Here is a 14766-nt window from a genome sequence, read left to right on the forward strand (position 1 = left end):
GGTTCAAATCCTGACCCCGCAACCACCGACACCTGAATATTTTGCCATTCAAGTCGCTTCAACAAAAGCTCCTCCGCGTAAGCGTCGAGGAGCTTTTTTGTTTCTGCTCCGTCTCAAGTTCGCCAGCGCGACGCTTCTCCAGATAGTCGTGACGCTGCAACGCCGCGAACCGCTTCTCCATAAGCGGCGCCGATTCCCGTCTGGCATCCGCAAGCCGACGCTGGCATAAATGAGCTTCATTGAGGGAGGCATCATGATGCAGAAGAACGCACCGGACTTCAGCCTTGCGGGCAAGGTGACTTTGGTGACGGGAGCGAGCCGCGGCATCGGTCGAGCTTGCGCAGTCGCCTGTGCCGCAGCGGGCTCCGATATTATTTTAGGAGTCCGTGATGTCGCAGCCTCGGCGGGCCTGATTGCGGAACTCGAAGGCGCGGGACGAAAAGTTCTTCCTGTTGAACTGGACATTCCCAATAAGGCCCATATCGCCCAAGCCGTCGATGCGGCGCTTGCCAGGTTCGGTCGGATCGACATCCTCGTCAACAACGTCGGCGTGGCTCCCGGCAATCTCGCGGAACTCGTTGAGGAGAAGGACCTTGACGAGATACTCGATGTCAACATCAAGGGCACCTTTCTGATGACGCAGGCAGTTGGCCGTCAGATGATCAAGCGCAATGGGGGCCGGATCATCAGCATCAGCTCACAGGCCGGTACCGTGGCACTGCGTGGCGAGGCAATCTATTGCATGAGCAAGGCGGCAATTAATCATCTTACGCGCTGCCTCGCAGCCGAATGGGCACGCTACAATGTCACCGTAAATACCGTATCGCCGACGTTCATCCACACCGATGGTACGGCACCTTTCCTATCCGATGCCGACAATCGCAAAGCGACGCTCGGTCACATCCCGCTCGGCCGGATCGGTGAAACCGACGATGTGGTGGGTGCCGTAGTCTTCCTTGCATCACCGGCCGCGAGCCTAATCACCGGCGCGAACCTGCTGGTGGACGGTGGATGGTCCGTCGCCTGAGGCTGAGGCGCGCCTGCAGCATAGTCTTATGAAGACGGATCGCTAACGTCATCAGCAAAGGCGAAAGCGATCTAAGATCGTCGAACAGTATTGACTGGAGCACAATGCCTGTGCCCGCCCACTGGCGCAAAGCGGAAATTATCTCCTTTCGGTCCAAGGCTTGCAGCCAACAGCCTACGTGTGATCAGGCCCCCGACAACTAGATCCAGCTGAAAGCCTCCCACATGCGAAGCTTTTGCAGTAGTGCCGCGGGCGGACTTGACCCAGCATCGACATGTTTCGATCGGCATTAATATTACTATTTACTAATTTAGATTCTGGTATACCGTCGTGTTGCGATCGGCACACGTGCCACACGTCGCTTCGCGACGGACCTTGGAGGGGCGCGCATTCGGCCGGCCGTAGTCGCGAACGGGCCCTCGCAACAGCGGCCCTTGGGAGGAGTATTATGAAACAGCTGAAACGGAAAAGTGCAGCCTTGTTTTTCGCCGCGTTGATGCTGAGTGCGGCGCCGATGGCTGCATCTCATGCCGCCGACAAGCCGACACTCGCATTCGTCGTCAATGGAGCATCCGATTTCTGGAAAGCAGCCGAGGCGGGGGTGAAGAAGGCGCACGGCGAGATGCCAGACTACAACATGGAACTGAAATATCCTGAGCAGGCGGCCGTCGCCATTCAGCAGCGTCTCATGGAAGATCTCGTCAGCGCCGGCGTCAAGGGGATCATGGTCTCCGCTGTCGATCCCAAGACCCAGACGGACGGCCTCAACAAGATTGGCTCCCAGACTGCTCTCTTCACCACCGACAGCGATGCGCCGAAGACCAACCGCGTGGCCTATATCGGTTCTTCAAACGTCGACGCCGGCAAACAGGCCGCCGAAATCGCCAAGAAGGCAATGCCGGACGGTGGTAAGTGCATGGGCTTCGTTGGTCTCCTGGGCGCCGATAACGCCCGCGAGCGCATCGAAGGGATGAAGGAGGGGCTCAAGGGTACCAAGATCGAGCTGGTCGATGTTCGCGGTGACGACATCGACCAGACGCGCGCCAAGAAGAACGTAGAGGATGCGTTGGTAGCCAGCCCCGACTTAACCTGCATGGTCGGCTTCTACTCCTACAACACACCGCGCATCTATGAGGCGCTGCGCGATGCAGGCAAACTCGGCCAAATCACCGTCGTCGGCTTTGATGACGATCCGATCACGCTCGGCGGCGTCAAGGAAGGTACGATTGCGGCAACCGTCGTGCAGCAGCCGTTCGAATGGGCCTATCAAGGCATGAAGTTGATGGCCGCCTACCTCAAGGGCGACAAGTCCGGCATTCCCGCCGACGGCTTGATCATCATCCCGACGGTGATCATCGGTAAGGATGACGTCGACAAGTATGCTGCCAACTTGAAGGCCATGGCTGGAAAATAACCTCTTTCGCGGCGGCACTCACCGCCGCCGCGAAAGGCATTCGTGCCGACAGCATCAGTAGCCATGGACAGCCGATGAACCATAGTTTCGATATCCCTCCGCAGGGCGTGCCCGGAACGCCATTCCTTTCGCTTTCCGGTGTTGGCAAGACCTATCCAGGTGTCGTTGCGCTCGAGGGCCTATCAATGGACATCATGCCAGGCGAGGTCATCGGCCTTGTCGGCGAAAACGGGGCTGGGAAATCGACGCTGATGAAGATTCTCGGCGGTGTGGTCGCACCGGATCGGGGCACGATCCTGCTCGACGGGGCAGAACTTCGTTCCCTCACTGTGGAATCGAGCATCTCGTCCGGCATCGCCTTCGTACATCAGGAACTCAATCTCTTTGAGAATCTCGACGTCGCTGCCAATATCTTCCTAGGGCGCGAACCGCTGAAGGCGGGACCTCTTAAGCTCGTCGATCGCGATCGACTAAGGGACATGGTGAAGCCGCTCTTGAGGCGCGTGGGCGCGCATTTTTCCGCCGACACACCCGTGGCGTCGCTTTCGCTGGCCGAGCAGCAGATGGTGGAAATCGCCAAGGCGCTGTCCATCAACGCGAGGCTCGTCATCTTCGACGAACCCACTTCCAGCCTGCCGCTGGCTGAAACCGAGCGGCTGCTCAACATCATCAAATTGCTGAAGGCGGATGGCATCAGCGTTATTTTCATCTCGCATCGGCTCCACGAGGTTGAGCGCGTAGCCGACCGGGTCGTCGTACTCCGTGACGGCGCGCTTGTGGGCACGCTCGCCAAGAAGGACATCGGCCACGACCAGATGGTCAAGCTGATAATTGGCCGGATGCTTGCGGCCCGTACCGCAAAGCCGCAGCGCTCACCCGGCTCAGTTGCGCTGAAGATAAGTGCCGTGCGCACCGAGGCCTATCCCAGCCGCCCGGTTGATTTGGAAATCAGGTATGGAGAAATCCTGGGGCTCGCTGGTCTCGTGGGGTCCGGCCGTACCGAGCTTGCCAGAGTGCTCTTTGGCATTGATCGCAGTTACGGCGGAGTCATCCTGCAGGACGGGCAGGAAATCGCAGTCCATTCCGCGCGGGACGCCGTTGCTCGCGGCATTTTCCTGGTGCCGGAGGATCGAAAGCGTAACGGCATTCTTCTTGATTTCCCTATCGCCCAGAACATAACCCTTGCCGATCTCCCCATGCTCGCCAACCGCTTCATACTTTCCGCCGAGCGGGAGACGGCGGCGGCCGAAAAGCAGCGCGTTCGCCTCGGCATCAAGGCGCCCTCTGTTTCGAGCCGAACCGGCACTCTGTCCGGCGGCAACCAGCAGAAAGTGGTGCTTGCCAAATGGCTGTCGATGAGTCCGAAGGTGATGATCTTCGACGAGCCGACACGCGGCATCGATATCGGCGCGAAGAACGAGATCTACGGCCTGATGCGGGCGCTTGCCGATGCCGGTGTCGCGATCCTGATGATCTCCAGCGACATGGAAGAGGTGATCGGCGTTTCTGACCGCATTGCCGTCATGCATGAGGGCCAGATCGCCGGCATTCTCGATGAGGACGAATTCAGTCAGGAAAGCGTCCTTTTGCTTGCTGTCGGCAAACGCGTAAAATAGCCGCCGCGGCACTATAATCAGGTATCGGGGAATGGGTCTCGAATGATCAAAAAAGATCTTGGACTGCTGCTTTTGATCGTCGTCGTCGGCATCGTCGTCGCCATCATCAATCCGCGCTTCCTGCTGCCGATCAATCTGGCGAATACCGCCAACCTGATCGGTCTGTTCGGCATCCTGTCGATTGGCCAGGCCTACGTCATTATTACAGGCGGTATCGAACTTTCCGTGGGTTCGCTCGTCGCGCTTCTTGGTGTGCTGTTTGTCGATTTCATCGCGGTCCAGGATATGCCATGGATGCTGGCGCTACCACTCATTTTAGTGCTCGGCGCGGCCATAGGCGCCATTCACGGCTGGCTGATCACCCGGCTGAACCTGCAACCCTTCGTCGTCACTCTCTGCGGCCTCCTTATCTATCGCGGGGCGGCGCGCTTCTATACGGCCGACGGAACGGCGGGTTTTGCGTTCGGCCAAAATTTCCCGGACCTCGAGTTCATGACCGCCGGACGGTTCTACGGCGTTCCCAACACCTTCATAGCGCTCGTCATCATTTCCGTGGTCATGTGGGTGGTGCTGCATCGCTCCGTCTTCGGGCGTTATCTTTACGCAATCGGCAAGAACGAGGAGGCGGCCCGCTATTCCGGTATCCGCACCGGCCGAATGGTGATGTCGGCCTATGTCATCTGCGGACTGCTTACGGCGCTCGCGGCAATCTATTTTGCCATGTATACACGCTCGATCTCCCCGGCCAGCCATGGCCAGTTCTATGAACTCTACGCGATTGCCGCTGCCGTACTCGGTGGCTTTTCGCTCCGCGGCGGCGAGGGATCGATCGTTGGCGTCGTGCTCGGAACGGTCCTGCTCCAGGAGTTGCAGAACCTCGTGAATCTGCTTGGTATCCCCTCGTCGCTGAATTTCGCCGTCATGGGTGGCGTGATCCTCATCGGCGTACTGGTCGACCAACAATGGAACGCGATCCGCGCACATCGCCGCCTCATCTCAGCCGCCCGGCAGACTGAAGCGCGTGCTTCGGACGAAGGCAAATTGCCGGCGGTTGCCAATCAGGACTAGGTCGGTGGATGAGACCAGTGTATCAGGCTTGCCGGTAGGACAAAATAGCCCGCGACAAGCGGGCTTTTTTGTTGGTAACTTGAGAGGGATGCGTCGGCGACCAGAGCCAGGCATTCACGCGTAAAGTGATCAACAACAGTCTTAAATGCTCAGGCACAGATACTTAATCTCGAGGTAGTCCTCGATGCCGTATTTCGATCCCTCGCGACCTTGGCCGGATTGCTTTATGCCGCCAAAGGGGGCGACCTCCGTGGAGATGAGGCCGGTATTGATGCCTACCATGCCGTATTCCAGGGCTTCGGCTACCCGGAAGATTTTCGACATATCTTTCGAGTAGAAATAAGACGCCAGGCCAAATTCGGTATTATTGGCCATTTCGATAACGTCTTCTTCCGTTTCGAACTCGAAGAGCGGCGCCACAGGACCGAAGGTTTCCTCACGGGCGACCTTCATGTTCGTGGTTACGCCTGTCAACACCGTTGGCTGGAAGAACAGCCCTCCGCGCGCGTCCCTTTTGCCGCCAAGTGCCACTTCCGCACCCTTCGATACGGCGTCGGAAACGTGCTCCTCGACCTTTTCCAGAGCCTTTTGCGTAATTAGCGGTCCGGCGTTGACGCCTGCCTCGAAGCCGTCGCCCACCTTCATGGATGCAACCTTTTCCGAGAGTCTTTTCGCAAAAGCATCATAAACGCCGGACTGGACGTAGAAACGGTTGGCGCATACACAGGTCTGTCCGTTGTTGCGGTATTTCGAAACCATCGCGCCTTCTACTGCGGCGTCCAGATCCGCATCGTCGAACACGATGAAGGGCGCGTTGCCGCCCAGTTCCAGACCGAGCTTCATGATCTGGTCCGCGCCCTGGCGCATGAGGATTTTGCCGACATTGGTGGAGCCGGTGAATGTCAGCTTGCGGACCTTGTCGTTTTCCGTGAACTCCTTGCCGACAGACGAGGAATCCGTCGAGAGAACAATATTAAATATACCGGCGGGCAACCCAGCGCGTTCTGCCAGAACAGCGAGAGCCAAGGCAGAAAGCGGCGTTTCCGCAGCCGGTTTGGACACCATCGCACATCCCGCGGCAACGGCCGGAGCAAATTTGCGGGCCAGCATCGCATTGGGAAAGTTCCAAGGCGTGATAGAGGCCACGACGCCGACCGGTTGCTTAAGAATGATGATGCGCTTGTCCTGTTGATGGCCGGGGATGGTGTCGCCATAGACGCGCTTGGCCTCTTCACCGAACCATTCCACATAAGAAGCGCCGTAGAGGATCTCGCCTTTCGCTTCGGCCAATGGCTTGCCCATTTCCATGGTCAGAATGGCTGCGAGGTCGTCAGCATTTGCTACCAGAAGGTCGAACAATTTGCGAAGAACAGCCGCGCGTTCCTTGCCGGTCTTCGCGGCCCAGAGCTTCTGCGCCCTGTAGGCCGCTTCGATGCAGCGCGCGGCCTCCTCGCGACCCATGTCGGGAAGGGTCGCGACCAATTCACCCGTAGAGGGGTTGGTTACGTCGAAGGTCTTGCCGCTATCGCTCACAGCCACCCACTTGCCGGCAATCAGCGTCTTGTCGGTCGCAAGGGACGGGTCCTTGAGCATCGATACGAGTTTTTGCGAAATCGTCATGGGATCAAGCCTCCGAAGCACATTCACGCAGCGTCGTTTCGAGAATGGAAAGCGCTTCGTTGAAAACATCGTCTTCAATGGTAATAGGCGCGAGGAAGCGGATCACATTCCCGTATACACCGCAGGTCAGCAAAATCAGCCCCTTCTGCAAAGCGCGCTCACGCACCTTATTGGTGAAATCGGCATTTGGCATTTTCGTTCCGGGCAGGTTGAACTCGATGGCATTCATGAAACCCGGCCCACGAATATCGGCAATCTGCGGAACGCCGTCACGCAGCGATTGAAGCTTCTGCTTCAGGCGATTGCCGAGCGAGGTCGCCCGTTCGTTGAGGTTTTCCTCCTCAATGACGTCCAGGACGGCATTGCCCGCGGCAATGCCGATCGGGTTGCCGCCATAGGTGCCTCCGAGACCACCGGGGCCTGGTGCGTCCATGATCTCTGCGCGGCCCGTAACGGCTGCAATAGGGAAGCCGCCGCCAAGACCCTTGGCCATGGTGGTGATGTCGGCCACGACGCCGAAATGCTCCATGGCAAACAGTTTTCCCGTGCGGGCAAAACCGGTCTGGACTTCGTCCGCAATCAGCAGAATCCCATGCTTATCGGCAATCTCCCGCAGCTTCTGCATGAACGTGCGCGGAACTTCATAGAAGCCCCCTTCACCCTGCACCGGCTCGACGATGAAGGCAGCGACACGGCTCGGATCGACATCGGCCTTGAACATCTTGTCCAGAATGGCGAGGGAATCCTCGATGGTCTGACCGTGCAGTTCGACCGGGAATGGAACGTGGAAGACGTCGGGCACCATGGGGCCGAAGCCGTTCTTGTAAGGCACGACTTTTCCTGTCAGCGACATGCCCATGAAGGTACGTCCGTGGAAACCGCCGGTGAAGGCGATAACTGCAGAGCGATTGGTGGCCGCGCGGGCGATCTTGACGGCATTCTCGACGGCTTCCGCGCCTGTTGTGACGAAGATGGTCTTCTTCTTGAAATCCCCGGGGACGAGATGGTTCAGGCGCTCGGCCAGACGCACATAGTTTTCGTAGGGTACGACCTGATGGCAGGTGTGGGTGAAATGATCGAGCTGATCTTTGACGGCAGCGATCACTTTGGGATGCCGGTGGCCGGTGTTGACCACGGCGATGCCCGCTGCAAAATCGATATAACGGCGACCTTCAACATCCCAGAGCTCAGCATTTTGCGCCTTATCGGCGTAAATCTGTGTCGTGACGCCGACGCCGCGAGATATCGCGTCCGTGCGGCGCGAAGCAATTTCAAGATTCTGCATGATGGTATGGTCCCCTGAGTTATCGCATTTTTACGAGCGTAATCGCCTTATAAATATTATCTACATTTTTTCTGTAGGTTTTCAACGTACCTTTTTGCAATTATGAAGATTGACCAGAGGCACCACCAGAAGCGCCGGTTTATGGACATCATCCACCTCAAAATTGCTGAAGCCGCCCGCATGGCCGGGGTATCGGCTTCCACGCTACGGCTGTGGGAGCAACAGGGGTTGATCGAGCCCATCCGTACACGTTCGGGGCAGCGCCTTTATGATAGAGCCCTTTTAGAGCGGCTGAAGACCATCAGTTGGTTGCGAAGCGAAAAGGGCCTCAATCCAGCTGCGATCAAGCAGGCGCTCACATTGGATGACACGGCGGACCGCCAGTCCATCATGCCAATAGTAGAGGATCGCGAAGCCTCGGACCTGCCCATCGGTATGAAAGTACGTCATCTGCGGAAGAAGGCCGGCCTAACCTTGGAAACGGTGGCACGATCGACCGGCACGACGGTATCTGTCCTCTCCACTTTCGAGCGAACATCGCAAGGCATCTCTCTAACGGCGCTCCATAATGTGGCCCAGTATCTGGGTACGACGATTGCGACCCTCAGCGGCCAGGGGAAATCTCGGCAGGGCGCATCATTGGTGCGGGATGGCCAGTGGACGACCTGGCCAACCACCGCTTCCGGCGTAACAATTCAGGTTCTTGCCGAAGGTAACAACCAGATGGAATGCCACCGCTTCGATCTGGCGCCCGGTGCATCCAGCGAAGGTGCTTATCAGCATGAGGGCGAAGAATTCATCCATGTGCTGACAGGTGGCCTGGAAATCATCCTCGATGGCGATCAGTTTCACGAGTTGCGTCCCGGCGACAGCTTCTATTTCGACAGCAGCCGGTGGCACTCGTGGCGCAATAATTTCGATGGTCAGACGACACTGATCTGGATCAACACTCCTTCGACATTTTAAGCCGCTTTCGGTCAAGCGCAGGGTCGATATGTGCAAATTCTGTTCGGACGCGCCGGTAAGCGTGCCTTCGCTCCGGATGATCTGAGCACCGCCAATCGGAACTTCCGCGGGTTCACCGCATTGCGTTCATCATCGACGACTGAGATGTAAATCGTGTCGCGGTGCCATGACATCTCGAAATCCGGCAGGCACGGTGTAAGCATAGCGGGCTAACCATTATCTTGATATCCGCGTCTACTTTCTAAATTTCGAATGTGCTAAAGTAATTCCGTGTGGCGCTTTAAGCTTCCGCGCACGCATTTCTATTGGTCTTTCCAGGTCTGCTGTCTCGTTCAGCCGGAGTATTCATGCCGTAAATCGATAAACTTTCCAGGGAGGGAACAATGCGAAAATATGCATCTTCTCAATCGGCAACACGGCGCAAGAGGCGTTGGCTTCCGTTGGGGCTGTCGGTATCAAGTCTCTTCTGCGCAGCCAGTCTTTTTGCAGGGATTGCTGTCGCGCAGGCACCCACCGAGGAGCAGCGCAGCGAGGTCCGGGCAGCATGCCGCTCCGATTTCATCGCGCAATGCACCGGTGTGCAGCCGGGAGGCATCGAGGCGCTGAATTGCCTGCAGCAACACGAGTCCACTCTCTCCGCTGCCTGCCGCAAAGCGGTATCAGCGATCACCGCCAAGCCGAAATCGACAGCTGCAGAGCCATCTCAAGCGGCGCCTGTCACGACAGGGGCGGCGACGCCGGCACCGGCAACTGGCGCTCAGACGGCGGCTCAACCGACCGAGGCGCAGCGTGATGCCGTCAAGTCAGCCTGCCGCTCCGATTTCATGGCGCAATGCTCCGGCGTGGCCCCGGGAGGTGCTGCTGCACTCTCCTGCCTGCAGCAGCATAATGCCCGCCTGTCGGCGCCCTGTCAGCAGGCCATTGCGGCCATCGGTGCACCAGGCGCGCCCGCTGCCGGTGCGGGTGCTGCAACAGCTGCCGTGCCGCCGGTAACTCGACCGGCCGTCATGCCTGTCTTCTCTCCGCGTGAGGAAGTGATGATCGTGCGTGAGACGTGCGGGCCTGATTTCCGGGCTTTCTGCCGGAAGGTGCCAATCGGTGGCGGCCGGGTCATCTCGTGCCTACGGGACAATCTGCAGCGCGTGTCGCCGGCTTGCCATAGGGTGCTGACCTCGGGGCTCTAGCGACTTTCCAAATCCTATCTACTTCCGCCAAGAATGCCTGAGCCGTCAGGCATTCTTCTGACGGCTCCAGACAGCCGTTCCGCTGTTGCCGCGGGACATCCGAAATCTCCGCATTTGATGAATTCAATGACGACACAAATGAAAGGCAGTTGCCATGTCATCGACTTCTCATCTATCGCGATTGAAACGAATACTGGCCTATTCCGCTGTTGCCGCCGGTCTCGTTCTGCCAACCCGTGCATGGGCAGATGATGCAAAAGATCTTCTGAAGGCCATGTCCGATTTCCTGGTGGCACAGAAGACAATATCCTTCAACTACCAGTCATCGCTCGAGGCAGTGACGCCGGACTTCGAGAAGCTGCAATTCGTCAGTTCGGGTACGGCCAATATCACCCGGCCTGACAAACTGCGTGTTACGAGAACCGGTGGTTTTGCCGATATCGATGTCAGTTTCGATGGTTCGAAACTGACGGTGCATGGGAAGAATCTCGATGCCTATGCGAAGATTGACGGCAAGGGCTCGCTCGATGACCTGATCGACCGGCTCGCCAATGCGGGCGTGGAAGCGCCTGGCGCCGATCTTCTCTCGTCGCATGTCTTCGATACGCTAATGACCGATGTAACCGAGGCGAAGCACATTTCCAGCGCCTTCGTCGACGGTGTGGAATGCGAATATCTGGCCTTTCGAACGCCGGAAATCGACTGGCAGATCTGGATACAGACGGGACCGCAGCCGATACCTCGGCGTTATGTGATCACCAGTAAACATGTCGTCCAGGCGCCGCAATATACGCTTGAGATCAGTGACTTCAAAAGCGGAGCGGCCGTTGGCGCCACGTCCTACGACATCGACGTTCCTGCCAATGCCAAGACCGTGGATCTGAGCGAACTTCAATCGATCGACGAGCTTCCGGCGCCTGCTGTCACAGGAGAGATGCAATGACCCGCAGCACGCTCTTTTTCGCCCTCTGCCTTGCCGGCGCGATGACCTTCACGGATTTTCGCATGGAAGGGCAAGGTCCGCTGCCGGTGTCGATCGGCTTCGCCACACCGGCGGGCGCTGTCATCGGTCGGCCCCTGACGCCGCTGTCCTACGCCGGCGTTGCCCGTCGCACGACGCGCCGGGTTGTCCGCCGAACGGCGACCACCATTGCGGTGCTGCCCGCCGGTTGCGTCTACGGTGCTTATTATGGTGGTTATTACTACCGCTGCGGCGGCTTGTATTACGCCAAGAGCGGCGGCGTTTATATTCAGGTGATCGTGCAATAAGTTCGCATGCGAGGCGAGAGCATTTCCGTTTTCCTTCGAATCCCAGAACTGCTCTATCTCTTTGTTTTTTACGCAATTCCGGACACAAAACCGCTGCACACTTTGCTGGAATTGCCTATTGCACCCTCACCTCTGCTTCTGCGACCGCAGGGGTTTTGCTGCGGCGCCTTCTGAATTCCTCAAGGCGCTGCAGCACGACGTAGAATGAAGGAACGAACAAAACGGCAAGGCAGGTCGATGCGATCATGCCGCTGAAGACCGAGATGCCGATCGACTTGCGGGCAGATGCGCCGGCTCCCGTCGCGAGGACAAGCGGCAGGACGCCGAGAATGAAGGCGAAGGATGTCATGAGGATCGGGCGGAAACGCAGGCGGGCCGCTTCGACCGCAGCGTCCAGTATTTCCATCCCTTCCTCACGCTTTTCACGCGCATATTCGACGATCAGGATGGCGTTCTTCGATGCCAGCGCGATCAAAAGGATCAGGCCGATCTGGGTGTACAGATTGTTGGCGACGCCCGCCGCCATCAACGCGCCGACGGTGCCGAGCAGAGCAAGCGGGACGGCCAGCAGCACGGCAAGCGGCAGGATCCAGCTTTCATATTGACCCGCAAGCACGAAATAGACGAGCAGCATGCCGAGCGCGAAGATATAGTAGATCTGTCCGCCGACCGCCTTTTCCTGATAGGAGAGCGCCGTCCACTCATAGCCGGTTCCTGTTGGCAAGGTCTGGTCGGCGATCTGCTCCATGACGTCGAGTGCCTGGCCGGAGCTGAAGCCGGCGGCAGGTCCGCCGACGATGGTTGCTGACGGGTAGAGGTTGTAGAGGCTGATCAGTGAAGGGCCTTGCATCGGCTTGATATCGACAACGGTTCCGAGCGGCACCATGGTGCCATCGCCGGCCTTGACCTCCAGATTGCGGATATCGCCGGGGCTGACGCGGAATTCCGGAGATGCCTGGGCGTAGACCTGGAACGTGCGGCCAAACTTGTTGAACTGTGTCACGTAACTCGATCCGACATAGCCCGACAGCGCAGAGAAAACCTGTCCGACCGTGACGCCCAGCGTCTCGGCCTTGATGCGGTCGACTACGATTTCGAGCTGCGGCACATTCGAGCGGAACGACGTGCTCAGCCTTTGCAGGGATGACTGGACTTCGCCATTTTTCACAATCGTATCGGTAAGAGACTGCAACAGTGCGTAGTCGGATACGCCGTTTTTGAGTTCCACCTGCATCGTAAAGCCGCTGGCATTGCCGACGCCCTGGATCGGCGGCGGTACGATCACCAAGGTTTTCGCAACCAGTACGCTTTGCAGCGCGCCATTAAGGTGCTGGTAGATGGACAGGAGATCCTGACCTTTTTCCTTAAGCCTTTCGTCCCAGTCTTTCAGCACGACATAAGCAACGCCGGCATTCTGCAGGCTGGCATTGTTGTCGAGAACGGATATGCCACTGATCGTCAGGACCTGATCGACGCCCGGTGTCGCCTGGGCGATCTTGCCGACCTCCGCCATGACAGCGTCAGTGCGCTCCTTGGAAGCGCCATCAGGCAGTTGAGCGCCGATCAGCACGTAGCCCTGATCCTCGATCGGCAGGAATGCAGTCGGCACGCGCGTGAGGCCCCAGACAGCGACGCCCATCAGCGCCAGCGCCAGAATAACCATGACCGTGGCGTGGCGCGTCATCGAACCGATCAGCCGGACGTATCCGCGTTCGCCCCAGTCGTAAATTCGGTTGAAGCCGCGATAGACGAAGTTCCGCTTCTCGGGAGGCACCGGCGTGCGCAGCCAGAGGGCGCATTGCGTCGGTTTCAGCGTCACAGCATTGATGGCGCTGATCAGCGCCGTTGCGGCAATGACCAGAGCGAACTGCCGGTAAAGCTGGCCTGTCAGCCCCGGCAGGAAGGCGGCCGGAATGAAGACGGCCATCAGTACCAGCGTAATGCCGATAACGGGGCCGAGCAGTTCGTCCATCGCCTTTTCGGCCGCCTGCCTGCCGGACATGCCCGCCTCGATATGTCTCGCGACACCCTCGACAATGACAATGGCGTCATCGACGACGATGCCGATGGCTAGGACGATTGCGAACAGAGTGGAGAGGTTGACGGTAAAGCCCATGGCGGCCATCGCGGCAAAGGCGCCGATGATGGTGACGGGAACTGTTGTCGCCGGCACGAGCATGGCTCGCCAGTCCTGCAGAAACAGCAGAATGACGATGAGAACGAGAACGCCTGCCTCGATCAGCGTGACATAGACTTCGTTGATCGACGCCTTAACGAATTTCGTCGTGTCGAAGGGGAGATGATATTCGAGGCCCGGCGGGAAGGCCTTCGCCAGTTCCGCCATCTTTGCATCGACTGCCTGGGCCACAGCAATGGCGTTTGCTTCCGGCAATTGGGAGATACCGATGCCCGCAGCTGGTCTGCCATTCTGCGTGAAGGTCTGGCTATAGGTCTGCGCACCCAATTCGACCCGGCCGATATCGCGGATGCGCGTTACCCGGCCGCCGTCCGCGCCATCCACTTTGACGATGATGTTTTCGTAGTCGACAGCATCGTTCAGCCGGCCATTGATGTTCAGTGTGTATTGGAATGTCTGCCCTTGGGGAACCGGCGGAATGCCGATCTGGCCGGCCGTGACCTCCTGGCTCTGCTGCTGCACGACATTGACGATATCCTGCGGCGTGAGCCCGCGGGCCTGCAGCAGGTTTGGATCCATCCAGATGCGCATGGCATATTGGCCGGCGCCGAAGACAGTGACGTTGCCGACGCCGGGCAAGCGGGCAAGCTCGTTCTGCAGGTTGATGACCGCATAATTGGAGAGGAACAGGCTGTCATAGCGGCTATCAGGCGAAGTCAGGCTGACGAAGCCGAGGATCGCGGTCGATTTCTTCTGAGTGCTGACGCCTTGAACCTGCACAGACTGCGGAAGCGACGACATGGCGATCGCAACGCGGTTTTGCACCAGGACCTGTGCCTGGTCGGGATCGGTGCCGATGGCGAAGGTCACGGTCAGCGAGTAGGTTCCGTCGCTTGCGCTGGTGGACTGCATGTAGAGCATGTCCTGTACGCCGTTGACCTGCTGCTCGATCGGCAGGGCGACCGTATCGACAAGTGTCTTGGCGCTGGCGCCCGGAAAGCGGGTCGTAACCTGTACTGTCGGCGGAACGACATCAGGATATTGCGCCACCGGCAGTTGGAAAAGAGCCACCGCGCCGATGAGAACAAAGACCAATGCCAGAACATTGGCGAGCACCGGCCGTTCGATGAAGAAGCGCGAGATCATGCTGTTGTCCTTGGACCTTCAGATGAAGCGGGTG

At 58.4% G+C, this 14766-nt stretch carries 12 protein-coding genes; 9 read left to right on the forward strand and 3 right to left on the reverse strand.

All coding sequences use genetic code 11. The features are described 5' to 3' along the window. The 5 genes from FHT78_RS29135 to FHT78_RS21290 all read left to right on the forward strand — a co-directional run. A partial coding sequence (locus FHT78_RS29135) for a hypothetical protein (protein ID WP_210289914.1) occupies positions 1–229 on the forward strand: 229 nt, incomplete at its 5' end. A 27-nt stretch (positions 230–256) separates the two neighbouring features. Next, a complete protein-coding gene (locus FHT78_RS21275; RefSeq protein WP_183748858.1) occupies positions 257–1027 on the forward strand; it encodes a glucose 1-dehydrogenase in 771 nt (256 codons plus the stop codon). A gap of 448 nt (positions 1028–1475) precedes the next feature. Then, on the forward strand, positions 1476–2441 hold the full coding sequence (locus FHT78_RS21280) for a sugar-binding protein (RefSeq protein ID WP_183748389.1): 966 nt from the start codon (positions 1476–1478) through the stop codon (positions 2439–2441). 74 nt (positions 2442–2515) lie between these two features. Next, complete coding sequence (locus FHT78_RS21285) at positions 2516–4057, forward strand: sugar ABC transporter ATP-binding protein (protein ID WP_183748391.1); 1542 nt, start codon at positions 2516–2518, stop codon at positions 4055–4057. Positions 4058–4099: 42 nt separating this feature from the next. Continuing rightward, entirely contained in the window at positions 4100–5125 is a 1026-nt protein-coding gene (locus FHT78_RS21290) for an ABC transporter permease (protein ID WP_183748393.1), read from the forward strand. Between the two features lie 141 nt (positions 5126–5266). Here FHT78_RS21290 and FHT78_RS21295 read toward each other — a convergent pair whose 3' ends face one another. Both FHT78_RS21295 and FHT78_RS21300 read right to left on the reverse strand, forming a co-directional pair. Next, the gene (locus tag FHT78_RS21295; RefSeq protein ID WP_183748395.1) at positions 5267–6745 is read right to left on the reverse strand and encodes an NAD-dependent succinate-semialdehyde dehydrogenase; all 1479 of its coding nucleotides are present in this window, start codon (positions 6743–6745) and stop codon (positions 5267–5269) included. Between the two features lie 4 nt (positions 6746–6749). Continuing rightward, positions 6750–8030, reverse strand: a complete 1281-nt coding sequence (locus FHT78_RS21300; RefSeq protein WP_183748397.1) for a 4-aminobutyrate--2-oxoglutarate transaminase — start codon at positions 8028–8030, stop codon at positions 6750–6752. A gap of 141 nt (positions 8031–8171) precedes the next feature. On the opposite strand from FHT78_RS21300, the gene FHT78_RS21305 reads away from it, so the two are divergent. The 4 genes from FHT78_RS21305 (at position 8172) to FHT78_RS21320 (ending at position 11449) form a co-directional block, all read left to right on the forward strand. Beyond that, the gene (locus FHT78_RS21305; protein ID WP_183748399.1) at positions 8172–8996 is read left to right on the forward strand and encodes a MerR family transcriptional regulator; all 825 of its coding nucleotides are present in this window, start codon (positions 8172–8174) and stop codon (positions 8994–8996) included. A gap of 383 nt (positions 8997–9379) precedes the next feature. After that, a complete protein-coding gene (locus tag FHT78_RS21310; RefSeq protein WP_183748401.1) occupies positions 9380–10180 on the forward strand; it encodes a cysteine rich repeat-containing protein in 801 nt (266 codons plus the stop codon). A gap of 154 nt (positions 10181–10334) precedes the next feature. Beyond that, positions 10335–11123 carry a DUF2092 domain-containing protein gene (locus tag FHT78_RS21315; RefSeq protein ID WP_183748403.1) on the forward strand — a complete coding sequence of 263 codons (789 nt, stop codon included), beginning with the start codon at positions 10335–10337 and terminating at the stop codon, positions 11121–11123. Further along, positions 11120–11449: a hypothetical protein gene (locus FHT78_RS21320; protein ID WP_183748405.1), complete on the forward strand. Its 330-nt coding sequence runs from the start codon at positions 11120–11122 to the stop codon at positions 11447–11449. The genes FHT78_RS21315 and FHT78_RS21320 overlap by 4 nt, the downstream gene beginning before the upstream one ends. Before the next feature lie 115 nt (positions 11450–11564). Here the strand turns inward: FHT78_RS21320 and FHT78_RS21325 are convergent, their stop codons facing one another. After that, positions 11565–14732, reverse strand: coding sequence for a multidrug efflux RND transporter permease subunit (locus FHT78_RS21325; protein WP_183748407.1), 3168 nt, complete (start codon positions 14730–14732; stop codon positions 11565–11567). Between the last annotated feature and the right edge of the window lie 34 nt (positions 14733–14766).

It is taken from the genome of Rhizobium sp. BK196 (genome assembly GCF_014193255.1).
Classification (GTDB): domain Bacteria; phylum Pseudomonadota; class Alphaproteobacteria; order Rhizobiales; family Rhizobiaceae; genus Rhizobium.